The 23,913-nt window shown below is 43.7% G+C and carries 26 protein-coding genes and 1 other RNA gene; 11 read left to right on the forward strand and 16 right to left on the reverse strand.

The window, feature by feature from the left end; translation table 11 throughout:
• Positions 1-112 precede the first annotated feature (112 nt).
• The 3 genes from JN178_RS03640 to JN178_RS03650 all read right to left on the reverse strand — a co-directional run bounded on the left by JN178_RS03640 (position 113) and on the right by JN178_RS03650 (position 3,344).
• A complete protein-coding gene (locus tag JN178_RS03640; RefSeq protein WP_202263757.1) occupies positions 113-1,183 on the reverse strand; it encodes a trypsin-like peptidase domain-containing protein in 1,071 nt (356 codons plus the stop codon).
• A gap of 273 nt (positions 1,184-1,456) precedes the next feature.
• Entirely contained in the window at positions 1,457-2,818 is a 1,362-nt protein-coding gene (locus tag JN178_RS03645) for a DegQ family serine endoprotease (protein ID WP_202265892.1), read from the reverse strand.
• 88 nt (positions 2,819-2,906) lie between these two features.
• Complete coding sequence (locus tag JN178_RS03650) at positions 2,907-3,344, reverse strand: ZapG family protein (RefSeq protein WP_159623910.1); 438 nt, start codon at positions 3,342-3,344, stop codon at positions 2,907-2,909.
• Between the two features lie 263 nt (positions 3,345-3,607).
• On the opposite strand from JN178_RS03650, the gene zapE reads away from it, so the two are divergent.
• Together zapE and JN178_RS03660 are read left to right on the forward strand one after the other, a co-directional pair.
• The gene (gene zapE / locus JN178_RS03655) at positions 3,608-4,705 is read left to right on the forward strand and encodes a cell division protein ZapE (protein WP_202263759.1); all 1,098 of its coding nucleotides are present in this window, start codon (positions 3,608-3,610) and stop codon (positions 4,703-4,705) included.
• A gap of 243 nt (positions 4,706-4,948) precedes the next feature.
• Complete coding sequence (locus JN178_RS03660) at positions 4,949-5,671, forward strand: YebC/PmpR family DNA-binding transcriptional regulator (protein WP_014948360.1); 723 nt, start codon at positions 4,949-4,951, stop codon at positions 5,669-5,671.
• Positions 5,672-5,732: 61 nt separating this feature from the next.
• On the opposite strand, the gene JN178_RS03665 is transcribed toward JN178_RS03660, so the two are convergent.
• From JN178_RS03665 to JN178_RS03680, 4 genes are all read right to left on the reverse strand, one after another.
• Entirely contained in the window at positions 5,733-6,074 is a 342-nt protein-coding gene (locus JN178_RS03665) for a hypothetical protein (RefSeq protein WP_202263761.1), read from the reverse strand.
• A gap of 127 nt (positions 6,075-6,201) precedes the next feature.
• Positions 6,202-6,627, reverse strand: coding sequence for a group I truncated hemoglobin (locus JN178_RS03670; RefSeq protein WP_202263763.1), 426 nt, complete (start codon positions 6,625-6,627; stop codon positions 6,202-6,204).
• A 16-nt stretch (positions 6,628-6,643) separates the two neighbouring features.
• Entirely contained in the window at positions 6,644-7,591 is a 948-nt protein-coding gene (locus tag JN178_RS03675; protein WP_202263765.1) for a DUF3034 family protein, read from the reverse strand.
• A gap of 159 nt (positions 7,592-7,750) precedes the next feature.
• Entirely contained in the window at positions 7,751-8,674 is a 924-nt protein-coding gene (locus tag JN178_RS03680) for a LysR family transcriptional regulator (protein ID WP_202263767.1), read from the reverse strand.
• 90 nt (positions 8,675-8,764) lie between these two features.
• On the opposite strand from JN178_RS03680, the gene JN178_RS03685 reads away from it, so the two are divergent.
• Positions 8,765-9,682 carry a PhzF family phenazine biosynthesis protein gene (locus JN178_RS03685; RefSeq protein WP_202263769.1) on the forward strand — a complete coding sequence of 306 codons (918 nt, stop codon included), beginning with the start codon at positions 8,765-8,767 and terminating at the stop codon, positions 9,680-9,682.
• A 9-nt stretch (positions 9,683-9,691) separates the two neighbouring features.
• Here the strand turns inward: JN178_RS03685 and JN178_RS03690 are convergent, their stop codons facing one another.
• The gene (locus tag JN178_RS03690; protein WP_202263771.1) at positions 9,692-10,744 is read right to left on the reverse strand and encodes a LysR family transcriptional regulator; all 1,053 of its coding nucleotides are present in this window, start codon (positions 10,742-10,744) and stop codon (positions 9,692-9,694) included.
• 104 nt (positions 10,745-10,848) lie between these two features.
• Here JN178_RS03690 and JN178_RS03695 point away from each other — a divergent pair, with 104 nt between their 5' ends.
• The 3 genes from JN178_RS03695 (at position 10,849) to JN178_RS03705 (ending at position 13,549) form a co-directional block, all read left to right on the forward strand.
• Positions 10,849-11,664: an AraC family transcriptional regulator gene (locus JN178_RS03695; RefSeq protein ID WP_202263773.1), complete on the forward strand. Its 816-nt coding sequence runs from the start codon at positions 10,849-10,851 to the stop codon at positions 11,662-11,664.
• Between the two features lie 115 nt (positions 11,665-11,779).
• Positions 11,780-12,238, forward strand: coding sequence for a DoxX family protein (locus JN178_RS03700; RefSeq protein WP_202263776.1), 459 nt, complete (start codon positions 11,780-11,782; stop codon positions 12,236-12,238).
• A gap of 78 nt (positions 12,239-12,316) precedes the next feature.
• The gene (locus JN178_RS03705; RefSeq protein ID WP_202263779.1) at positions 12,317-13,549 is read left to right on the forward strand and encodes an alpha/beta hydrolase-fold protein; all 1,233 of its coding nucleotides are present in this window, start codon (positions 12,317-12,319) and stop codon (positions 13,547-13,549) included.
• Here JN178_RS03705 and nrtS read toward each other — a convergent pair.
• The 8 genes from nrtS to JN178_RS03745 form a co-directional block, all read right to left on the reverse strand.
• Entirely contained in the window at positions 13,546-13,749 is a 204-nt protein-coding gene (nrtS, locus tag JN178_RS03710; RefSeq protein ID WP_232369685.1) for a nitrate/nitrite transporter NrtS, read from the reverse strand. The two genes, JN178_RS03705 and nrtS, sit on opposite strands and share 4 nt — an antisense overlap.
• Position 13,750: 1 nt before the next feature.
• On the reverse strand, positions 13,751-14,245 hold the full coding sequence (locus tag JN178_RS03715) for a TlpA family protein disulfide reductase (protein WP_202263781.1): 495 nt from the start codon (positions 14,243-14,245) through the stop codon (positions 13,751-13,753).
• A 15-nt stretch (positions 14,246-14,260) separates the two neighbouring features.
• Complete coding sequence (locus JN178_RS03720; RefSeq protein ID WP_202263783.1) at positions 14,261-15,010, reverse strand: HvfC/BufC family peptide modification chaperone; 750 nt, start codon at positions 15,008-15,010, stop codon at positions 14,261-14,263.
• On the reverse strand, positions 15,000-15,908 hold the full coding sequence (locus JN178_RS03725; protein ID WP_202263786.1) for a DUF692 domain-containing protein: 909 nt from the start codon (positions 15,906-15,908) through the stop codon (positions 15,000-15,002). The genes JN178_RS03720 and JN178_RS03725 overlap by 11 nt, the downstream gene beginning before the upstream one ends.
• 30 nt (positions 15,909-15,938) lie before the next feature.
• Positions 15,939-16,223, reverse strand: a complete 285-nt coding sequence (locus JN178_RS03730) for a BufA1 family periplasmic bufferin-type metallophore (RefSeq protein WP_159623896.1) — start codon at positions 16,221-16,223, stop codon at positions 15,939-15,941.
• Positions 16,224-16,233: 10 nt separating this feature from the next.
• Entirely contained in the window at positions 16,234-16,563 is a 330-nt protein-coding gene (locus JN178_RS03735) for a thioredoxin family protein (RefSeq protein WP_159623895.1), read from the reverse strand.
• 6 nt (positions 16,564-16,569) lie between these two features.
• On the reverse strand, positions 16,570-17,046 hold the full coding sequence (locus JN178_RS03740; RefSeq protein WP_159623894.1) for a YHS domain-containing (seleno)protein: 477 nt from the start codon (positions 17,044-17,046) through the stop codon (positions 16,570-16,572).
• Positions 17,047-17,387: 341 nt separating this feature from the next.
• Positions 17,388-17,741: a hypothetical protein gene (locus tag JN178_RS03745; protein WP_202263788.1), complete on the reverse strand. Its 354-nt coding sequence runs from the start codon at positions 17,739-17,741 to the stop codon at positions 17,388-17,390.
• A gap of 266 nt (positions 17,742-18,007) precedes the next feature.
• Here JN178_RS03745 and JN178_RS03750 point away from each other — a divergent pair, with 266 nt between their 5' ends.
• From JN178_RS03750 to rnpB, 5 genes are all read left to right on the forward strand, one after another.
• The gene (locus tag JN178_RS03750; protein WP_202263790.1) at positions 18,008-18,664 is read left to right on the forward strand and encodes an NAD(P)H-dependent oxidoreductase; all 657 of its coding nucleotides are present in this window, start codon (positions 18,008-18,010) and stop codon (positions 18,662-18,664) included.
• Positions 18,665-18,866: 202 nt separating this feature from the next.
• On the forward strand, positions 18,867-19,217 hold the full coding sequence (locus tag JN178_RS03755; protein ID WP_202263792.1) for a hypothetical protein: 351 nt from the start codon (positions 18,867-18,869) through the stop codon (positions 19,215-19,217).
• A gap of 88 nt (positions 19,218-19,305) precedes the next feature.
• Positions 19,306-21,849 carry a protein translocase subunit SecD gene (gene secD, locus JN178_RS03760; RefSeq protein ID WP_202263795.1) on the forward strand — a complete coding sequence of 848 codons (2,544 nt, stop codon included), beginning with the start codon at positions 19,306-19,308 and terminating at the stop codon, positions 21,847-21,849.
• Between the two features lie 20 nt (positions 21,850-21,869).
• Positions 21,870-23,333, forward strand: a complete 1,464-nt coding sequence (locus tag JN178_RS03765) for a potassium/proton antiporter (protein WP_202263798.1) — start codon at positions 21,870-21,872, stop codon at positions 23,331-23,333.
• A 79-nt stretch (positions 23,334-23,412) separates the two neighbouring features.
• An RNA gene (gene rnpB / locus JN178_RS03770) (RNase P RNA component class A) lies at positions 23,413-23,764 on the forward strand.
• Positions 23,765-23,913: the final 149 nt, after the last annotated feature.

Raw genomic sequence — 23,913 nt, forward strand, 5'->3', positions numbered from 1 at the left:
AACAGCTTAATTTACGTTAATTCTTAGTGAATTAACGAGCAAAGAGCCAACAAGTAAAAAGCGCCCATCGGGCGCTTTTTTATACTTGCTTACGTGCTGCGTACTATTGCCGTTACTGATTTGTTCTTAACTCGGCAACGGTAGCCTTTATTGACAATGAGCGTCCATCGCGACTTATTTCAATGTCTAGTTCTGTTCCCGGCGTGGTTTCTGCAATCATATCAAGGGTTTTCGATGCGCTCTCAAGCTGTACACCATCAATCGCCACAATGATATCGCCAGGTTGAAGCCCCGCCAAATCGGCCGGACTACCTTTGGCGACAGCCGTTACATCAATACCTGGCCTGTTGCGATTCTCACTGCCTATAAAACCAAGTTGACCTCGAATAACACGCCCATTGCTAATAATTTCGTCCATCACTCGCTTAGCGAGTTCGTAAGGTACAGCGAAGTTAATACCATCTACATTTCGAACGCGATTGCGCGAGTCACGTACTTGAAAATTCGCATTAGTGATACCGAGTAAAATACCGTTACTGTCAACCAAGGCGCCGCCTGAATTGCCTTGGTTAAGTACCGCATCTGTCTGAATAAAGTCGACGTAGTTAGACAGCCCATTACGACCAGCACGGCTGACGATACCCTGAGTAATGGTCTGGCCAAGATCAAAAGGGTTGCCTATAGCCATAACCACGTCGCCCACGTGAGTATCTGGTTCCGAAACCTGTGGAATAATATGTAGGTTATCAGCAGTGACTTTTAGCACCGCCAAATCGGTGAGAGGATCGGTACCCACAATTTGAGCTTCAAGCACACGCCCATCTTGAACCGCTACGTATATGCTATCAGCATCTTGAACGACATGGTGGCAAGTCAATATATAACCATTTTCGGTCATAATTACACCGGACCCCAAACTTGTTCGCTCACGAGGCTGGTTTCTAAACAAGCCAGTGTCGTTTTCGATACTGACACTGTATATATTCACCACCGCAGGCGCAGAGCGACTTAATGCACCAAAGTAACTTTCTCGATTTGCACTTACAGACGGTGTTGCAAACCAGCTGGTGGCCAGGCCGTTGCCTTGCCGCAAATCTGGTAAAAAGAGCAACAAAAGCACCGCTACAGTGATGCCAAGGAAGATTGATTTAAGTATGAAGTTTAAGGTTGAACGGCCAATCACAAATACACTTTCTTGTTGTTTGTCACATCTACTCGATTCGTACTTGTATGCTAGCAGTACGACACCACAATCGCGAAGTGCAACATTGTTAGTTTTTGTAGAGTATCTCTACACTATTGATAAGAGGATATCACTTTATTTAATAAACTACCGTAATGATGCACAAATTTTGTGGTAAGCATTTGCCGTTTACTGTGTATGGAATGGTATAAAAAAACAGCGCCACATTTTGGCGCTGTTTTTTTATCTTCGTTAACGGTTTCTGGTGGGAAACTATTGACGAATTACCAAGTAGAGTGTGGAATTTCCACGCTTCACGTTAAGTGCAATTACGCCTTTGGCTTCGTCTAACGCATTCCTAAATTCAGCAACACTTGATGTGCGTACTCGGTTAACACCGATGATCACATCGTTCTCTTGTAGACCTATTCGTGCTGCAGGGGCACCGCGTTCTACTTCAGACACGACTACACCAGTATTACCCGCATTATCTTCGCCATTTGTTAAGGTTGCACCTTCTAACGCAGGATGGATTTGTGCAGCGGTTACCGTTGTATCTGTTGCATCATCAAGGACAACATCAACGGTCATTTTCTTACCCTTGCGCATAACGGTCAGTTCTACTTCAGCGCCTGCGCCCATACTAGCAATTTTCGCGCGTAGCTCTTGGAAGCTATTTAACTGTCTACCGTTAATAGCGGTGATGATGTCACCTGCTTGAAGACCACCTTTCTCAGCAGCTGAGTCAGGCTGTACTTCACTCACAAACGCACCGATATTGACCTCGGCATTCATTGCTTCTGCAAGACCAGCATCAATGTCGTTGCCCAAAATACCTAAAAGACCGCGGCGAACTTCACCATATTCTGCGATTTGGTCGGCCAAGCTTTTCATCATGTTAGCAGGAATGGCAAAACCAATTCCCACGTTACCGCCGTTAGGACCAAATATGGCGGTGTTTATCCCAACCAATTCACCGCGTAGATTTACCAATGCACCACCAGAGTTTCCTCGGTTAATAGCGGCGTCAGTTTGAATAAAGTCTTCGTAACCGCCGATACTCAAACCAGAGCGGCCTAATGCGCTAACAATACCTGAGGTGACAGTTTGTGATAGACCAAAGGGGTTACCAATCGCCACCACAAAATCACCTACGCGTAACTTATCAGAGTCAGCAAGTGGCAATGCTTTTAAGTCATCAGGTTCGATTTTAAGCAAGGCAATGTCGCTCTGTTCGTCAGCACCAAGCTTTTTGGCCTTGAATTCACGGCCATCAGTAAGCTTAACAGTGATTTCGTCAGCGTTATCTACAACGTGATTATTAGTAACAACATAACCTTTGTCGGCGTCGATAATGACACCTGAGCCTAATCCTCTAAATGGGCGCTCTTGCACTTGCTCTTGAGGCGCACCAAAGAAATAGCGGAACATTTCAGGCACACGCTGTCTTGAGGTTTGGGTTCCTTCGACAGCGATACTGACTACAGCAGGCGTCGCTTCTTCTAGCATAGGGGCGAGAGAGGGGACTTCGTCCTTGCTGTCAGAGAAAAACGGTAACGCCGCCTGTGTGCTAGCAGTAAAGCCTAATGAACTAACAACAACGGCAGACGCCAATAGACAATGGCGGAAAGACATTTTCATGTTCGCTTACACTCCTTCATGTTATATGCGACATAGCATGGTTTCACTAAAAGAGTCTGAGGCCTGTGAAAAGTTCCCGATGTTACTGTTTTTCTGCGTTATTCTGCTCAGAACGTCCGACGAATAACCCTGAACCAGAATTTGCAAAGTCTTTCGGTTGCGTATCAGATACGCGTTTCACGCGAGCTTTATCAGACTTCTTAAGATTATTTCGTAAGTAAGTCGTTGCTTGTTCCCCGTAAAAAGGAACCTTGCTATCTTCTTCATCGCTGCCTTGCGCTAGCAACAGTTCATATTCTTCAATTTGTTGTTTAAGCACGTCGCACTGGTTTTCAATGCTTTCCAAGCTTTGACGGGTCTGATGAATATGGTGTTGCGCCTGCTGTGCAAGAATTTCTTTCACCTGCTTCTCAGTTTGTGCGGTGTTACCTGCACCTTGCTTTTGCTGAAAAAAGCGACCTACAAAAAAGCCAATAATTAGGCCAACTACTAATAAAGCAAGAGATACTAACAATTCCATTATATTCTCCGAATCAATCAACATCTGCAGCTGACCTAACTATTACGGCAAGAACGCTGCTTTCGACCACACTTTGAATATAGCAAGGTCGAACCCGAAAAGCGCATACATACTGACATTTATTGTAATGATAACAGTGTATGTCTATTTTCAAGGTGCGATTCTACCGTGATTTCCAGTAAAATTAAGGTCATAATTGAGAAATTCAAGCAGGTCGGTGCAGCAAGTACCGCTATTGACTTTTGTACGGAGTGGTTTCGGCGATGACGCCATGGGAAAAATATCAGCTAGATTTACAGTCGTCTGACTTTCATTATGATGCAGCGCAAGAAAACGCGGTTAAAGAGTTGCAGCGCTTGTACGATGAGTTAACCCAGCCAGAAAAGAAAACGACATGGCGGGTGAAGTTAAAAGCGGCGTTCGGAAAGGGCCATGCTAAACCTGGTATTCAGGGTATCTATTTTTACGGCGGCGTGGGTCGCGGAAAAACTTACCTAGTTGATACCTTTTACGATTGTCTGCCGTTTGAAAAGAAAATGCGCGTTCACTTTCACCGCTTTATGTATCGTATTCACGATGAACTTAAGCAGCTGAAAAACGCACAAGATCCGCTGAAGCTGGTTGCTGCAAAGCTTGCGAAAGAGGCGAGAGTTATCTGTTTCGATGAGTTTTTCGTGTCTGATATTACCGATGCGATGATTTTAGGTACCTTGATGGAAGAGCTCTTCGGTCACGGTATTGTGCTTGTGGCCACGTCAAATATTGTACCAGATGACCTGTATAAGAATGGTTTACAACGCGCCCGGTTTTTACCTGCCATTGACCTGCTCAACCAAAACACGCGTGTTGTGAATGTCGACAGCGGTATTGATTATCGGCTTCGTACCCTCGAACAAGCAGAAATTTATCACTTCCCACTGGATGACAAAGCAACAGAAAACCTGCATTGCTATTTTGCTCAACTGGCACCGGAAGAAGGTACGTCAGGTGAAGAGATAGATGTGAATAACCGGAAGATCAAAACGCTGCGCAATGCCGATGGTGTGCTTATGATTGATTTTAGCGATCTTTGCGGCGGCCCGCGCAGTCAAAGTGATTATATAGAGCTTAGCCGCTGCTATCATTCTGTGCTGCTAGCCAATGTAAAAGAGATGGGGCAGCACAACGATGATGTGGCACGGCGCTTTATTGCAATGGTTGATGAGTTTTACGAGCGCAATGTAAAGCTGATTATTTCTGCAGAAGTTGCGTTGGAAAAGTTGTACACAGAAGGACTGTTGAATTTCGAATTTAGACGCTGTTTAAGCCGTTTAAAAGAGATGCAATCACACGATTACCTAGCAACGGAACATTTGCCTTAAAAGTGCTATTTGAATTGGTGTATCAGCCTACAAGTGGCGCAATAGCGCAACAAAAGCGAATTGGGGCTGTATTGTTGGGTATAAAATAAGGTAGAATTTCGCCACTTTTTTCTGCGCTATCCCATGCGTTTGCATGACAAACGGGCTGTTCAATGCTTTCGTTCACTTGATAGTTCAGAGTATGAAATAAACTGAAATCAACCCCAACGCAGCATTCTGTATTGCGAGAAAGAGAATTTTAAGATGGGAAGAGCATTCGAAGTACGTAAAAACGCCATGGCAAAAACTGCCGGCCAAAAAACTAAAGTGTATTCTAAGTACGGTAAAGAAATTTACGTATGTGCGAAAAATGGTGGTGCCGATCCAGACACTAACCTTTCACTTCGCCGCTTAATGGAAAAGGCGAAGAAAGACCAAGTTCCAAGCCACGTAATTGAAAAAGCGATTGATAAAGCTGCCGGTGGTGCTGGTGAAGATTTCCAGCCTATGCGCTACGAAGGTTTTGGACCGGGTAATTGTATGGTAATTGTTGACTGCTTGTCAGATAACGCTAACCGCACTATCACTGAAGTTCGTAACTGCTTTACAAAAACAAATGCCAAGCTAGGTGCCCAAGGTGCGGTATCGCACATGTTCGATCACCAAGCTGTATTTCAGTTTGAAGGCGACGACGAAGACGCTATTTTAGAAGTTCTAATGGAAGCTGATGTCGATGTTACTGACGTTGAAGTCGAAGATGGCAAAGTGACCGTGTACGCGCCGCACACTGAATTCTATCAAGTGAAAACGGCATTAACTGAGGCTTATCCAGACATTAGCTTTATTGCAGAAGAAATGAGTTGGATGCCACAAACTGAAACAGAGATCAGTGAAGAAGACATGCCAATGTTCGAAAAGTTTATGGATATGCTGAACGACTGCGATGATGTTCAGGACGTATATCACAACGCAATTACACCTAATTAATTAGGCAATAAGCGATTAAAAAAGCCCTCTTCTAGAGGGCTTTTTCGTTGTTAATATTCAATTATTGAACTGTCGGTGCGTAGGTAAATGTGACCGGAACAGTTATTGTTGTTGTACCAGAAACGGTAACCGTAATCGTAGTACCAACGCACACATCGCCATCAAGTGGGTCGTCGCCTTCACATGAGGGTTGAGGTGTTGGACCTGGAGGCGTTACAGGGGCATTTGCTGAGTTATTATTAACGATACCTGCAATGACACCGGCAGCCACTAAACCCGTGGCGATATAACTACCATTGATAGCTCCGTCACCACTTGTATCAGCACCTCCTGTGCCTTCTTGAGCATTTACTCCAGCGACCAAGGTCGCGCTCGCCATCAACGTAAACATAAACTTTTTCATATCAGTCCTTTAAAGATGCAAACTTGCAACATCATGCTAGTCTAAAATTCATGCTTTGGCTATATTTTGTTCAGTGTTTTGGTTAAATTTTTTGCAACGCTTTTTTGATGCTTTTACTTAACCAATGCTACAAATCGATAGTCTGGTACTTAATGGGGGCTAACTTTTTTAATATCTGATTTTCTTGTTGGTAAGTGAGCCCTACATCTCTCATAGCGCCTTGTACAATTTCAACAAGAATATAGAACTCGCGTTCTTTTATATCTAAGCCCTTATGTGACTCCAACATACTTTTTCCGTCGTATTCACAAGGCCCACCGATGAGTTCGCACGTTTGTGCTACTAATTGCTCACGCAAATGCTGCTTCGGAACGCCTTTAAAATAGTGGCCAATCTCAGGGTGGGTATAAATACGGGTTATCGATACACCAAAAATGGTGTTTAGGGTTTGATGGCCACCAATCTCATCGTACAGACTCTGACGAGACGTTGATGCACACCCTAAGATTGCTACTAGAAGCAAGGCGCTAAGTACATAAGTTCGAAAAGTCATTGTCTTTACCTCCCTATTAAAAGTTGGCATTGAAGGTAAGATAAAAACCACTTGAACTTTGTTGCAGCGGCAAGTTTCCCATATCGACATAAGCAGCGGTTAGTGACATGGATTTATTGGGGAAGTAAGCAACAAAGATATCGCTAATCGTATCTTCCTCGGCGAGCCCACCAAGGCGGTCTGATTGAGTTCGAAATTCAGCGCCTATTGCAGTGGTCGGGCTTATAAGAAGTGCAAGCGAGCCTTCCCATTCCAAAGTTGCGTCGTCATCAGTTTGCGAGCCAAAACCTAATAGGCCGAGTGTATTTGCTTTGGTGTATCGAGCGGTTACATTAGTTAGCAAGTTGTAGCCATTTACTGCACCTAACCAAAGCTTGGTGGCCGTGATATATACGTCCGTACCGCTGTCATCTTTGGCGCCGAGTAGTTGAGGCACGCCAATATTAGGTAGCGGTACGCTACCATCTGGCAGGCTTAGCGAGCTGTCAAAATCGTTATTTTTCTTATACTGTGCACCGGCAGAAACTTGCGGCATCCAAGAGTCTTGAGTAAAGACACCGTCACCAAATAGTTTCACCTTAACAGCTAAAATATCTTGCTCAATGGTTGCTGAATTAGCGTTGGTAATAGCGCCGTCAGTAAGTAATGCAAATACATTGCTGGTTAACCCTGATGCTATTTCTAATTTCTGTCGCTGAAGACTTACTTCAACGCGATCATAGAAACTAATACTCCCTCCCGCAGTGGTAAGCGAATAGTCGTTTAAACTTAGGTATTGCAAATTTGCATTGTAAGAGATTTCTTCTTTGCTCGCGTACCCGCCAATAAAAGCCCAAGGCGTGATACCACCACCTGCAACGCCCTCTATCGAAGTAATACCACCTGAAGCAATGAGCCGCGAGCCCGTATCAGCATTCACTGTTAGGGCACTTAGTGCAGCGAGCGCTAAAACGTATTTCTTCATGTTCGCCATTCCTTTTATATTTGTTTTTCTGGTGGGTAGAACGAGTGTCTACTGTACGTTGTTATGTACGCTATGACTACCCGCAATGATTCCCCATTATGACAACCCATTATGATAACTATAGTCATATGAGTGATATTTGGCTGTTACTGGTTAGTGTTAGTTGGTTGTGCACACAAGCGATCTAAGCCAGCGCTGTAAGTTTTCAAAACGCTCAGTTTGAGCAAAGTTTGCAGAGCATACTAGCCAGTAACTCGCGTCAATTGAAACCGCTTTTCCAATAGGCTTTAGAAAGCCACGGTTAATATCATCTTCGATGAGCAGTGTGCGACCTAGCCCTACACCTAAGCCACTAATGACACTTTGTAGCAACAAGTCCGCTCGGTCGAATTCGTAAGAAATACCGAAGTGGTCAATCGATAGCTTCGCTTTTTTAATGTAAGTTTCCCAGTTGTACTGCGTTTTGTCATGCTCTCCCTTTCGGTCTGCAAGGAACACAGTATTGCTGTTTAATAACAGTGTTGAACTTTCTTCCTTTGACTGGAGGATAGAAGAGGCGTAGTGGGGACTTACTACAGGTTGTAAGGCACACTTTGAAATACGCACAGCATAATGGCCAGGAAAGGGACCTACACCAAACCGTATTGCGGCATCAATGCCACTTTGCTCAAACTCCACAAGCTCATCATCAACATTAAGTGCAACGCTAACACCGTATTGCTTAGCACTTGGTAGTGTTTTAATAAGCCACTTCATTGCTAGAGAGGAAGAAACAGAAAGTTGAATTTGTTCAGTTTTATTTATTCTTTCTAACTGTGCTAAAGCCTGCGTCCACAGATCAACAGACGATGTTGCTGCCTCACATAAAATGCGTCCGGCATCAGTAAGGGCTAATTGCCGAGTTGTGCGACTAAACAAGGCAAAGCCAATCGACGCTTCAATTGATTTTACTCTGTGGCTTACCGCTGACTGGTCAATACCAAGCTTTTCGGCTGCTTTAGTAAAACTCCTCTCGCTATGAATTGCTGCGAGCAAAGGAGCGCTTTGTACCAGTTTGGCCAAATCGACATGAGTTCTATTCATGAGTTTTTCACATGTTTATATGAGTGTTTAGTTAACATGAATAAGCATATTCTTTGTAACGACTTTAATCTATTGTGAAAGGTGAAAATAATGAAAAGTTCTCATTTAAAGGTGCAGGGAAATACAATCTCTGCACACATTGTTAGTGGTTTTACTCACAACGGAATAGGAGGAAATCCTGCTGGCGTGGTGCTTGATGCAGACGCGCTAAGCGAAGCGCAAATGCTAAAAGTTGCAGCGCAATTAGGCCTATCTGAAACCGCTTTTGTTTCTAATTCGACAAGTGATGGCTTTAAGTTAGACTTCTTTACCCCCGTTCGTCGGATTGCTCATTGTGGACACGCCACGGTAGCGGCCTTTGCTTACATGGCTGAGAAGGGGATAGTACAAGAGGGCATGACATCGAAAGAGACGGTTGATGGCTCAAGAGCTATTTCAATTAAAGGTACTATGGCGTATATGGAGCAACTAAGCCCAAGGTATACTGCCCCCTCAGACTGGCTGAAACAGGGGGTTACGCTAGATAGCGTTCTTGACTCTGTTGGACTTTCGACAAAAGACTTGGACGTGACAGTAAGCCCAATACTGGTTAACACCGGTAATAGCTTCATCGTTATTGGTGTAAAAGAAGGAACGAGGTTACAACAACTCGAGCCCAACTTTGATGCAATAGAGACTATCAGTAATAAACTGGATCTTGTTGGTTACTACCTTTTTACCACCAATCCCGGTGCTACAGATAAAGATGCGACAACCAGAATGTTTGCGCCGCGCTATGGCATAAAAGAAGAATCTGCAACCGGCATGGCAGCAGGGCCTTTAGCGTGTGTATTGCATGATATTGTAGGTATAAAGAAGCAAACATTTCAGATAGAGCAGGGCAAATTCATGGCACTGCCATCGCCGAGTTTGATTAGTGTGGACCTTACTACCTCAAACGGTAAAATTACGGGGCTAATGGCCGGCGGGAAAGGCAAGGTTCAGCAAGACATTGAGATAGAACTTTGATTTATATCATCAGTTGGCATTCTGCTGGTCGAGGGAATGCCAATCGCGTGCAACGTCGGCTAATCGCGCTTGCAGTCTAGGTACCATGAAATCAATAAAGCTACGTTGTTTAATAGGCAGTGGATCATGCCTGATAAAGAGTAAGTTAACCGGCAACGCAGGTGGATTATATTCGTTGAGAATGCGCACCAACTCGTTATTCATCAAGTAGGGTAAGGCTTGGTATGAAAGAACGCGCGCAATACCAAGGCTTTCTCGGGCGCTGAGTACCGCAATATCAGTAGAATTTGCTTTCATTCGTGACATAACTGGCACGTCAATATCTTTGCCGTGCTCACTGAATCGCCATCGCGTTGTTGAATCGAGCCCCTCAAAGGTAATTACACTGTGATGACTTAAAGCTTGTGGCGATTTAGGCATACCATTTCGTTCTATATACTCTGGCGAAGCACATAAAATCTTATGTACCTCTCCTATTTTTTTTGCAACAAGATCGCTATTGGGGAGGTTACCAACTCGAATGGCAATATCGACAAGGTCTTCATAAAGATGCATGTTCTGATCGGTCAATATCAATCTCACCGATACATCCGGAAACGCGCTCATATACTCAGCTAACAAAGGAAATACATGCATCCTTCCCATTATGATGGGGGCGGTAATCGTTAAATTACCCTTGGGCTCTTTGAATTCCCCTTTCACTTCTTGTTCCATCTCATTTAATGAGTCGAGCAACTTTTTTGCACAGGAGAGATAGTTTCTGCCTGCTTCGGTGAGCGAGAGCGTGCGTGTTGTCCTTAAAATCAATTGAACACCCAAGTATTCTTCAAGATCTTTCACTTGGCGACTAATTGTGGTTTGGGGCTTGTTGAGCTTTCTGGCGGCGGCTGAAAAACTACCGCTCTCAAAGACTGCTACAAACACCTGCATTGCCGTTAGCCTGTCCAACGTTACTCTCCATTTACTGATCGGTGTAGCCTTTATTGAGTCTATCCTATCTATAGGTTTAGGGAAGACTGAAAAGCAACATTGCGTATTCTCGGACAAGTATTTTGTACGCATTGTTTCATTCTAAAATAAACTTACCGCTATGCTTATCGCTATTGTGCAATAGACCAAGTGAATGCCTTCGCTTTGGTCTTATTATTTTTTGAGTGCTTAATCCAATGGAAAACATCGCTACAATTCTTCGCAAAATCTCTATCAAAGCCGATGTGTTTTTCAGTGGTAAGTTGTGCGGCATCCAATCTTTCGAAGGAGATAATAACGGGCATCTTCACTTGCTGAAAAGCGGAAAGCTAACCTTAGTGTTAGACAATAACCGAAAGATTACTGTCGACGAACCTTCGGTTATTTTCATGCCTGGCCCCACAACTCACAGGATAATCTCTGACAATGTTGACGCACCACAGTTGGTATGTGCCAACGTTATTATTGAATCGATTGATAAAAAACTATTGCTCGATGCAGTACCTGATATTTTGGTGCTGCCGCTGTCTTTGCATGACGATATTGGTCGCACTGCTTCTTGGTTGTTTGAAGAAGCGTTTAACCAGTCTGTGGCTAGGCTCGCCATGATCGACAAACTTAGTGAAATGTTCTTACTACAAGTGTTGCGCTACGTACTGGACAACCAAATGGTACAAGGTGGTGTACTTGCCGCATTAACACACCCTCAATTATCAAAAGTTATTGCCTCAATTCACGGTGCGCCTGAACAAAGCTGGACCGTTGATTCTTTGGCTGATGTTGCCGCGATGTCTCGTTCAAAATTTGCCACTTTGTTTCGTGAAACGGTAGGCACTACACCTAACGACTATATTACAGATGTGCGAATAGCACTGGCCAAGGAGATGTTAAAAGATAATGTGCCGGTAAGTATTGTGGCCAATAAAGTGGGGTATGAGCATGCCTCTGCACTGGCAAGAATTTTTAGAAAGCGCTTGGGGTTATCGCCTAAAGAATGGTTGAAAAATGCGTGATATTTAAACGAATTGTCACTTTCGAAGTACGTTTGGTTTCATTTTGTTGAAACGAAAAAAGTAATATTTGTTGGTAGCACGCAGTTAGTCAAACACCACGTTTAGGAGATTACTTATGAAGTCACTCACTGCCAATTCATATCAATTGTTCGAAAATTTATCGACGCTTTTATCAACGCCTCAGTCATTAGTTAGTCTGCTAGGAAGACTGTATGTAGCTTGGGTTTTCTGGGCTTCAGGCCTTACTAAAATTGCTGACTTTGAATCAACATTATTCTTGTTTGAATACGAATACCAAGTGCCTCTACTGCCTTTTACCCTTGCCGCTTATCTGGCGACGTTTGGTGAAATTGTTTTTCCAATTTTACTGTCACTTGGTGTTGCGAGTCGTTTTAGTGCATTAGCGCTAAGTGTTGTTAACGTAGTTGCGGTGATGAGTTTAGAAGATATGCCGCCAGCAGCACTTAATGAGCACATTATTTGGGGCGTAATTTTGCTGCACATCGTGTTTTGGGGAGCGGGCAAGTTGTCTGTGGATTTTCTTGTTAAGAAAAAAGCCAGTCGTTTTGACTAAGCGCGACTGATTGTTTTTGGGCCGTTCCCTTTTTAAGCGCAGCGCAAGCTGCGCTTTTTTTTATTAATGGAGAAGACAATGCAAATTCGTAGCGTAGTTTGGTTAGGGATACTTTTTTTTGTGACAAGTATCAGTGCGTTGGCAGATGGACAAACACGCCTGCTGGGCGAGAAATTCCTTTTTACTTCTGAGTATTTGAAAGGAGAGCGTGTTATTGACATCTACATTCCACAAGACATAGATGCATCACCCATCGCTTTGCCAACGGTTTATGTTTTCGACAGCAACGTATTGTTTGATGTTGTGGTTTCTACGTTGAAACTGCGTTGGGAAAGAGGTTTAGCCCCCAAAGCCGTTATAGTGGGAGTAAGAGCGCGGGATGCTCATGAACGATTCAGTTTTGCAGTGCCGTTAAAACGTTTGTCCGGGGATGCTGTCGTGTTTTCACAAAGCAAACCCGAAGTCTTCGACAACTTTATGCGCAAAGAGCTTATTCCCTATATTGAAAACCTCACTAACGTGAATGACTATCGCGCGATTATTGGTCTTTCGCCTACATCGACCAATGTCATTTATGACTATTTGCATGAATCACCGCTTTTTTCTGCACATATTGCTATGGCAGCAGATTTTTTAGCAACGTCCTCATTCAACCATAGTGAGACGTCACTTAAAAAGCTTCTAGTCAGAAAAGCGAAACAAAGCAAAGGACGATTTCTCTATCTAAGCCTGGCTTCTGAAGACCGAGACAATGAGCCGGAAAGAGCCGTCCCTTTCGATGAGCTTCAAAAAGACAAATCGTTACGTCAGTTTGGCCTCCATGCCATTATTCATGATGAAACCGAACACTATGAACACGCGTCTGTTGCAATTATTCAAGCCATGTCTACGCTCTTTCCTATGTCGCTATGGCGGCCAAATTACCCTCTACTGCGCGAGAAACCAGAAATATCGCTAACCTTTTTAACGCAATTTCATCAAGTTCTTGAACAAAAATACAAATTCAACATACGCCCGTTTACTCATGGGTACTGGACCCAAAACAGCGTAATCGGACATATCGAATATCTTGTAAACGCACAGCATTGGCATCAAGCGGTGTCGGTTTCTCAATGGTTAAGTGAGAAAATACCGCAGGTGCCAAAAGCCTATTATCTCGAGGCTTTAGCACTTCAACAGTTAGGTAAGTACAAACAGGCACTGCAAGCGGTAAATACCGGTTTATCGATGAAAGCCACGCTCACAGATGAAGATAGAACAAAGCTAAAGCAGTTGAAAGTATCGCTCACCGACGCGGCGCAGCTACCTTAAGGATTGACGCGAGTTTTGCTGCCATATAGAAATACACAAAACGGAACGCAATAACTCAAAACGGCTTTAACCGTGTTAATCGGTGTTACGCCAACTAAGGCTTCGTACTGATTTATGATTAACAAGATTGTACCCACCACCATTGCGGTTTTCGCGGCGCGAAGCAGCAATGGTGAGTTGTCTCTTATGTGTGAAAGCACGCTAGTCACCTTCTTTAATACTTCTTAGGTAATCAATAAACCCTACGGGTAATGTATGACCGCGGTATAACAATTCACCTTCGGTTGAGACAATAGCAATAACGGGTGTCCCTATGACTTGATAAGCATTGCTTATCTCGTATGATTGATCAAAAACGATGGGAAACGCGATGTCATATTTGCTCATATATCGGACTATGTCAGCTTCTTCATCTTCTATCCCCACGTTGACACCAATAACATTGATAGCGTCATAAAACTCAGAGTGAATGGTAACTAATGAAGGTGTCGCTTTTTTACAGTATGGGCACCACGTAGCCCAAAAATAGAGTAAAGTCGGTTTTTCTAGCCACTTGTCCTTAAGCTCGAACTGGTCGCCATTGATGGTTGAAACGGTGAAGTTGGGAGCGCGGAATTCAGCCTCTGCATAAGTGCTGAATGGGTATGCTCCAGCAATAAGTAAAAAAATTAAAGCAACACTTTTTAAGTTAAACATGTTGGGTTCTCAATACTATGATATTAATGAAACAAGCCAATGTTTTTGAATAGCTTCTTGAAGCCAACTGGGCATGTCGAATGAAGGATACTTGTCGAGTAAATATTCAAGAGAGTGACTTTTTTGAATGTCGTGCAGCCACAAGTAAGTCGCTTCTGACGTACGCTCTACTCTCATTAACCCCATTTCATCTTGATAAATAACAAAATAATAGAAACCTTGCGGGGCAAGCAACGTGTCCTGCTGAGGCTCATAAGTTGTGTCAGTTTGCATTCGCCTAAAGCTGTCTAACGCATATGGGCTTTGAATGATAGAAACACCGTCTTGCAGCTCGATAAATACGTTGCCTAAATCGTCTTTGGCTAACGCACTGAAGCTGTCGCGGTCAAATGGCCGCCGCGCTTTTCTAAAGCCAGTATGAAGTTTCCACTCTACATCGATGACATCTGTTAAATAAGGGTGGGCGTCATTAAGCTCGCTATTTGCAACAAGCAAAGAGAGTGAAGAACCCCATTGTGCCCAATCTCCATGGCGTGGCTTTTCCTGCGCGAGTAGTCGTATAGCGAGTGTCAATGTGACTTGCTCACCCACCATCGATTCAAAAATGGGATAGCTTATCGATAACGCTCTATGAGCAGTATGAATGAGGTTACTACGATAAATCCGTTGCGCCTTATCGCTGAGTAACACGGTATCTTCATTTGTAAAAATTGAGTCGATCAGTGCATTTTGGTATTGCAGTGGAGTGAGGTCGTTATTTTTCATCGTCCTTTAACTCGCTCAGTGTTGAATGGAACTTTCGCGCTTTTTTCGCTTCAGAATTGAGTTCCTGCCACGACGGTAAATCGTTGTCCCACTCTATAAGGGTTGAAGCGTTGGTAAATAAAGTGGTTGCGTGTCGGTACAGCATCCAACCTTCTTCATCTACAGGTTGGCTGTGATCATCAACAATAAGCTCGCCTGCTGGTGGTTTACTGCTGCCGGCTAAGTGAATTTCTTCTACCGCATCTGACACAATAGAAGACAACCATCTTGTTGCTGCGGGTATCACGTCTTTTGAAGTACGTGCGAAGTTTCTTTGATTTACCACTATATTGTTAATATCAACTAATAAACCACATTGTGTTCTTGATACGAGTTCAGATAAAAAGTCGCATTCATACATAGGGTCGTAAGCGTGATCTAAGTAGCTGACAATATTCTCAACCAGCAATTTTCTACCGAGTGTTTGTTGGACATGATCAACATTATTCACCAGTATATCTAGATGGGCCCTATCGAAGGTGAGCGGAAGCAAATCACCGGAATGCACAGGTTGGTTATTTATCGTGCCCCAACTGAAGCTAGCATGATCTGAAATATGAATTGGATTTACTCGCTCCACGAGTTGCTTAAAAGGTCGTAGATAGGAAACAGGCACACCATTTGCTGAGCCCAAACCCATAGCGGTGCCGTGAATACTCATTGGATATCGCGCGTTTACAGCCTCGAGATAATCAATAAGTTTTCCACCCTCAGCGAAAAAGTTCTCTGCATGTATTTCAATAAAGTCGGTGGAGTCTACTTTGTCATTCAACGCGTCGGAATAATGCTGATGACGCAAGCCAACACCAAAATTGGGTAGAGTATTTGATGTAGTTTGCGCTTCATCTTTGTTTGACATAAGTAGTCTCCACCGCCTTTAAACTTGCGCTTATTGCTCTTTGTTTTGCTGGTAGCGACGTTTCGCTTCCGCTTTGAGCATGCCACCTAATGATTCGCATGTACCTTTTGCAACCAACTTCCATTCGCCTGGATCATTGTCGACAGTTGACTGACCTGCACATGAGTGTGTGCCAGCTAAGTTTCCACAGTCATTTTGGCCCGCTGCTGAAATGCCGTAACATTTTTCTTTTGCAGCAGCTTGCACTGGCGCGGTAATTGACGTTGTAAGCACTACGGCAAGCGCCGCAGCGGCTAGTTTAGTCTTGTTATCCATTGATTTTTCCTCATTTTTTCAAAAGCTGGATGTGTGAATCTAGCCATTGAGTCAAGTCGTTATACGACTGCAGGCCAATTCGTTCATCTAATCGTTTATCGCTGTGCATTAGCACTAATGCGGGAATGGCTCTTAGCCCAAGCTCCCTCATCATTTCAAACTTTTCATCAGCATCAATTTTCACTACGCGAACTTTCGCTTTGTAGGCTTCTGTTAACATTGACATCGATGGACCAAGTTGTTTGCAAGGTGCACACCACTGAGCAGTGAAATAAAGCAGAACCAATTCAGGCTCTGCGATAGTAGTGCCTGCATGTGAATCATCAGGTACTAAATTCATGTTGGCTTAGTCCTCAGCGTTCGCTTCAGCAACAGTAAGGGTTTCGATGCCATCCCATACGCGGTAAGCCGTTTTTAGGTTACCTGGAATGTCTTCCATCCATTTCTTCTGTACTTGCTTGTTAAGGTTTAAGTAAAGCTTGTCACCTTTGATTAAAAAGGCGCTTGGATCTACGTCTAGCTTTTTGTTTAGCGCAACACCCATTGCACAGTAGCCACCGAATTGAGGTGCATACTTATCGGTGTTTGATTTAAAAAGGTCACGGTTTTTAGCACTAGAAAAGCGGTAGATAGCGCCGTCGTGCGTTGCAGTGTACTGCGCAGAACCTTCTACTGCTTTGTTGCTAACAAAGTAAGCTACAGGGTCGTAACCGTGGATTGCCACGTCATTCTGTTCAACGTTAACCGCAGAGGCGAATGTGAAGCTACTGAAGATAAGTGCGCTTGCTGCACCAATTAACTTAAGCGTTTTAGATACTTTCATTTTCGTTTCCTTAATATACCAGTCAAATTTAGAGAGAAGAGACGACCTCAATCTCTGAAATATATTTAAGCAAATGCAAAACGCTCGAATGAAACCGATCATCTAGAAAGATCGACAAATTGTTCAAAGTTGAAAATAAAAAAATGAGACTGCTGGATAAAAGCGTGTTGTAAATGAGTGCAAGGCGCGGGGTCAGAAGAGAGACTAAAAACAAAGAGTAGTAAGACAGAAAGTAGCAACACAGAAAGTAACAAAACAGAAAGTATCATACGCAAAGAAATAATTGAATTGTTGATGCGATTGCTGACGTGAAATTTAAATTGGCGACTTAAGTGCTTAAGCTATTGATTCGTAAGTTTGCTTTTTGTTTTCGCTAATGTGGTTTCGATATCGCTCACTTCTTGCTTTAAAATGATTGATATCTGGTTTGTGCACAATTCTTGGTAACTTGAAAGGTACAACAAAATAAACTCTTTCTGACTGATTATATGCTTCTGCTTTTTTAGTGTAATTACCACTGTACTGTCGTTATTTTCGGTATATATCTTTTTACAGAGGCTCGCGAATAATGATAGCGATACCTTTTCCATCAATGCGCCATTAAAAATTCGGTTTGCAATTTTGTACCAAAAAATACTTGGCTTGTTTTTTAATATAAAAGCCGTGGCGTCATGTAAATCTTTTAATTCCATCATGCGAAATTCTTGTCGAACAATATCAATCACTTTATTAGCAAATGGTTTACTGTGTGTGGCATTTCGTACTAAAAATAAAACTGATCGTCTCAAGGTCGAGCTGCCATTAATAAATGGCTGTCGCAGAAGCGACACTCAGCGCGTTTTTATTTTCAAAAAATGACAGAAACTGATTCCGCTTTTACCCGTCTTATCATTGAAAAACAAACTGATTACCATAGCGCTCAGTTTACAAAACCCTTAAATGACATTGAGAGGAGTTAGCTATGTCTCATCCGATTATCGAAGATCTCAACAAGCGTTATACGGTCAAAAAGTATGACAGCAACAAGCGTATTGATGCCCAAGACCTCAATGTAATCCTTGAGGCAATGAGATTATCTGCGTCTTCTATCAACTCTCAACCGTGGAAGTTCGTGGTTGTTGAGAGTGAGCAGGCGAAGCAACGCCTGCATGATACCTTTGCTAACAAGCATCAATTCAATCAGCATCATGCAAAAGAAGCATCACATATTATTTTGTTTGCATACGATCCTAAATTCACTAAAGAAAAGTTTGTAAAACGTGTAGATGCTGAAGTGTCATCGGGTCACTTGCCTGAATCTATGCGTGAAAATTTCATGGGAGCTTATGCTTTTGCTGAAATGAATACAGATGACAACGGCAACAATGCCCAGTGGACAAAAGCGCAAGTCTATCTGGCTTTGGGTAATGTACTTCACACCGTAGCTCGGTTAGGTATTGCCTCTACGCCAATGGAAGGAGTAGACCCTGACCTTATCGGCGAGCTGTTCAAAGACGAACTAGATGGTCACGTTTGTGAAGTAGCCCTCGCCATGGGTTACCCAGATACAGAAGAAGACTGGAATTATGGCTTGCCTAAAGCCCGATTAGCAAAAGAGGATGTGATTGCCATTGTATAATTAGGCATTCATGTTTTGGCAATTATATAAAGCCCTAGACAACTAGGGCTTTTTTAGGCGGTAAAGAAATTTGTTATGCTTTACCTTGAGTAATGTCTTTTATTCCCCACATTTAATGCGTAGTATCAATCGCACTCAATAGAAAATTTATAGAGTAGTTGCTCTGAAACCAAATGCTTCACGTCCAACGTTTTATCACTACATGCCGCTTGTTTTGGCATGGGCGTTGTCGTGCCTAGTATTTAGCGCTGGTTTTCAAAGTAAAAGTATTGCTGAAGATGTGGGGTTTACTACTCAATCACTGCTTGCTCAGTTTAACCACTCTGGCAATAACTATTCGTTACGCTTTAATGGCTTAAGGCTTATCGCTACAGCCCAAACGCTCGATAGTACTGATGATGTAGATGCTTTACCTTCCTACATGTTTATCAATGTGCCATCGCGTATTGTTGAAGTGCCTTTCGCGGGAATACCGCATAACAAAGGCAAACAGTCTTATAACTACCCTCGCCCAAGGGGCCCACCTCACTTTCTAGATTTTTATAACGCGTAAACGGTACTTCACGGGTACCACCATCGGCGATAGTGCAATTACTCGCAGTGTCGTCGTGCCGTATATATGAAATTTAGGAAGACTTTCAATGACACGATCACCTATTCGTGGTGTTGTGTATGTGCTTATTGTCATACTTGGCTTACTTAGCGCATTACCCAACGTATTACCACATTCAATAAACCAACAATTACCTCAGTGGTACACCTCACATACATTATCTTTGGGCTTAGATTTGCAGGGTGGCTCTCATTTGCTGCTTGAGGCTAATGCCGATGCACTTGTCAAAAAGCAGCTCGATAGCTTCTCAAGCGATTTGTTTAGTGCGTTAAGAGACGCCAATATTCGTTATTCAAAGAAGTCTAGCGATCAATCAAACAGTATCAGTTTTACCCTTCGTAATAGTGATGATGCGCGAATGGTCAAAGAAACTGCATTTCAGGTATCTGCGCAACCATCTGGCTATGGGGCGTTAGACGTTAGCATCGACAATGCTAACGTTCATCTTGCACTAAGTGAGTTGTATACCCAGCAGCTACTTAAAGATGCGCTTAATCGAAGTGTAGAGGTGGTGAGAAAACGATTAAATGAAACAGGACTTACAGAGCCAAGCGTAACGCTACAAGGCAGTGATGCCATACTTGTGCAAATGCCTGGGGTGTCGGATCCCACTCAGGTCAAAAAACTATTGGGTACCACTGCACAAATGACGTTTCACTGGCAAGCAAATAGCCAGTCCACAGCATCAATGACAAAACAAGATGAGTCGGGCAATACTTATCGTCTAGAGCAGCGCGTTGCTCTAGAAGGTGAGCATATTACTGATGCTGCCGGGGTGCTCAGCAGTGAAACAGGCCAACCTGTAGTTACGTTTAAGCTAGATAGTACAGGGGCGAAACAGTTCGCTAGCATGACGCGGGAAAATATAGGTCGAGTGCTTGCTATTGTACTAGATGACAAGGTGGTTACAGCGCCCGTTATCAATAGTGTGATTCCTGGGGGACGTGGTGAAATTACAGGTAATTTTACTCTACCCGAGGCGCATAATGTTGCCCTTATGCTGAGAACGGGCGCGCTACCAGTACCACTTGATATTGTAGAAGAGCGCACAGTAGGTCCCGATTTGGGCAGTGACGCTATTCAAACTGGCGTAGAAAGTGGTGTGGCCGGTGCATTATTAGTGCTCGCGTTCATGGTGGCAATTTATGGACGATGGGGAGCTATTGCGAGTTTTGCGTTGTGTATCAACATGGGCTTAGTATTTGGCGCTCTCACCTTATTTGGTGCCACGCTGACGCTACCTGGTATTGCGGGGATTATTTTAACCATGGGAATGGCAGTGGATGCCAATATCCTAATCAATGAGCGCATCCGCGAAGAGAGCCGAAAAGGGCGCCCTGCAACTAATGCTATCAATGTCGGTTTTGATAAAGCCTTTGCCACTATTGTGGACTCAAACTTTACTACCCTTATTGCAGTAAGTTTACTTTTTATGTTTGGTAGCGGGCCAATAAAAGGCTTTGCCATCACCATTGCGCTAGGTTTGATTTCTTCCGTATTTACCGCAGTGGCATTAACAAAAATGTTGATGCTCTGGGTTGTGAAGTACCGAAAAGGTAAGCCGGCCACACGAACGCCTTTAACGTTTTCATCACCATTGCTACGAATGAGTGACAGTTTAAAAGGAATTAACTTCTTATCGAAACGCAAAATAGCGCTGACACTCTCTGTTGTGCTAACGATGGCGTCGATAGGCCTTTTTGCGAAACCGGGGCTTCACTATGGCGTTGATTTTACGGGCGGTACTATGATTGAGCTAACGGCCCCTAAGTTGTCAACTGACGAACTGCGCAATGCAATAAGAAGCAGCGGTTTTGAACAGGTGGCAATCCAGGAGTATGGCAGCGAGCATCATTATTTATTGCGCGCACCGCTAGCAGAGGCGCAGAGTAACGCGCAAGTTGATGGTAGCAAGGTATCTTATACTGACTCACTTAAAGCCGCGATACAAAACGCTGACAGTCACGTTTCGTTCGATAAGGTAGATGTTGTGGGTCCGAAAGTAAGTGGTGGGTTTGCTGAGCTATCCATTTTGGCACTGCTAATAGCGGGAGCGGGAATGTTGGTCTACTTGTGGGCGCGATTTGAGGCGCACTTTGCAACTGCGGCACTGTTAACGGTATTGCTCGACCTTACTAAAACGGTTGGATTTTTCGCGCTTACAGGCATCGAGTTTAATTTAACCGCCGTTGCTGCCCTTTTAGCACTCATTGGTTATTCAATTAATGACAAAGTGGTTGTACTTGACCGCATACGTGAATTGCTGCGTATAGACCCTACAAAGCCACTGGCAGACACCATCAACGACGCAGTAAACAGTACGCTAAGTCGAACTGTTTTTACATCGGTCACTACGCTACTTGCGCTTTTACCTATGGCACTTTTTGGTGGCGATGCAGTCGAAAGTTTTGCCGTACCCATGGTTTTTGCCGTGGTCATTGGCACCTCTTCAACATTGTTTATCACGTCAGCTTTGCTGTATATGTTTGGAGTGCGTCGCGAGCAACAAGGAAAAGCTCAGCTGAAACCTACATCTGAAGAGATTCAAGCGTCACTGGCGCACATACCATAAGTTAAACAAAGGTCCCCAAAATGTTTGCAGTAGATCACATTTTATTACTTAGTGCGGTACTTGCCATTATTGGTGTGCTGGCAAGTAAGCTGTCTCCGCGTTTTGGGGTACCTGTTCTGGTGCTTTTTTTAGGCGTTGGCATGCTTGCTGGAGAAGATGGCATCGGGCGAATATTCTTTGACAATGCTGATGCTGCTCATGCTATCGGTACATTTGCACTAATTCTTATTTTGTTTGACGGCGGATTACAGACGTCCAAAAAGTCGATTGTACAAGCATGGAAGCCCGCTGCATTGTTGGCCACGCTTGGCGTAGTGGGCACTGCGGTAATCACAGGGATTACGGCAATGTACGTGCTTGAATTGCCCCTGTACAAAGGGTTGCTAATTGGCGCCATAGTGGGGTCGACGGACGCCGCTGCGGTATTCTCTGTGTTGCGCAATGCTGGTATTCGCATACCTGAAAAAGTGAAATCTACTTTGGAGCTTGAGAGTGCGTCTAACGATCCAATGGCTATATTTCTTACCATAGGACTTATTTCCCTAATACAAAACACTAGCACAACGCCAAGCGACTTACTGGTGCTTTTTGTAAGTCAAATGGGAGTAGGGGCTGTGGTGGGTTTTGCCATCGGAGGATTGGCAGTATGGCTATTTCGGCGCATTACACTTATGGCAATTGGTCTGTATCCCGTTTTTGTAATGCTATTCGGCGTATTAGCGTTCGGTTTGGCGGCCAACTTAAACGGAAGCGGCTTTTTGGCAACCTTTATAACCGGCGTTATTGTTGGTAATAGTCGATTTGCTTATCAACGCAACACCTTTGTGTTTTTAGATGGGTTGGCATGGCTTGGACAAATAGCGATGTTTGTTATTCTAGGGCTATTAGTTACACCTACAGAGCTTTTTGTTAACTGGAAAGAAGGGCTACTAATAGCGGTTGTATTGATTTTTATCGCAAGGCCATTGGTTGTAATGCCATTGCTACTACTTACCCAATTCTCTTTTAAAGCGTCGCTTTTAATTTCATGGGTTGGGCTTAGAGGCTCAGTGCCCATTATCCTTTCAATTTTCCCTCTCATCTTCAATATGGATTATGCGGAACTCATCTTTAACGTCGTGTTCTTCATTGTACTAATATCGGCGCTACTGCAAGGTTCTACATTGCCCCTTGCAGCTCGAAAACTTGGTTTGGTGTTAGCCCGTAAGGCCGAGTCTTCTAAGACACTAGAAATTGTCAAAATTGCAAAGAATAAACGCGAGTTAATTGAAATTGAGCTTGGCGTTCAATCAACGGCATTGGGCAAGTGTATAAGCGAACTGGCGCTACCACCAGATACCGTTGTTGCCATGATCGCTAGAAATGAAAAAACGTTAGTGCCAAAAGGCAAAACCCGATTAAAAGAAGGGGATCATGTTTTTATCATTACTAAATTAACCGATAAAAGTGCAGTCGAATCGTGTTTTTTCACGAAGCAAGAATAGCGGCCTTGTTAGAGCATGAACACAACGCAGTGTCTTTTGATTGTCGCTATTAATAAGTACTTCATGTAGAATGCGCCGCGGAGTTGGCCAGGCAACCGTCGCTTTCGTAAGAAAGGGGAGGAAAGTCCGGGCTCCAAAGGGCAGGGTGCCAGATAACGTCTGGGCGGCGTGAGCCGACGACAAGTGCAGCAGAGAGAAGACCGCCTAAGCATGTTCGCATGCCGGTAAGGCTGAAAGGGTGCGGTAAGAGCGCACCGCACCTCTGGTAACAGAGTGTGGCGAGGTAAACTCCACCCGGAGCAAGACCAAATAGGATCCCTTAACGTGTGGCCCGCATGGGGATCGGGTAGGTTGCTTGAATCAGTGAGTGATTGCTGATCTAGAGGAATGGTTGCCCACGACAGAACCCGGCTTATCGGCCAACTCCACATTTTTTTAGAGCTTTTATTAAATCAGAAGGCTTGAAGTTAGCTTGAGATTGCCACAATCACTAAGTAAGAAGCAGTGCAATCAGCGTTGATTATTCACTTATGTTTTTTACTTTTACATAGGTCACTTGCATATCAAGCTTAAATTGCCA

Origin of the sequence: Alteromonas sp. KC3 (assembly GCF_016756315.1) — a bacterium.
Lineage (GTDB): Bacteria > Pseudomonadota > Gammaproteobacteria > Enterobacterales > Alteromonadaceae > Alteromonas.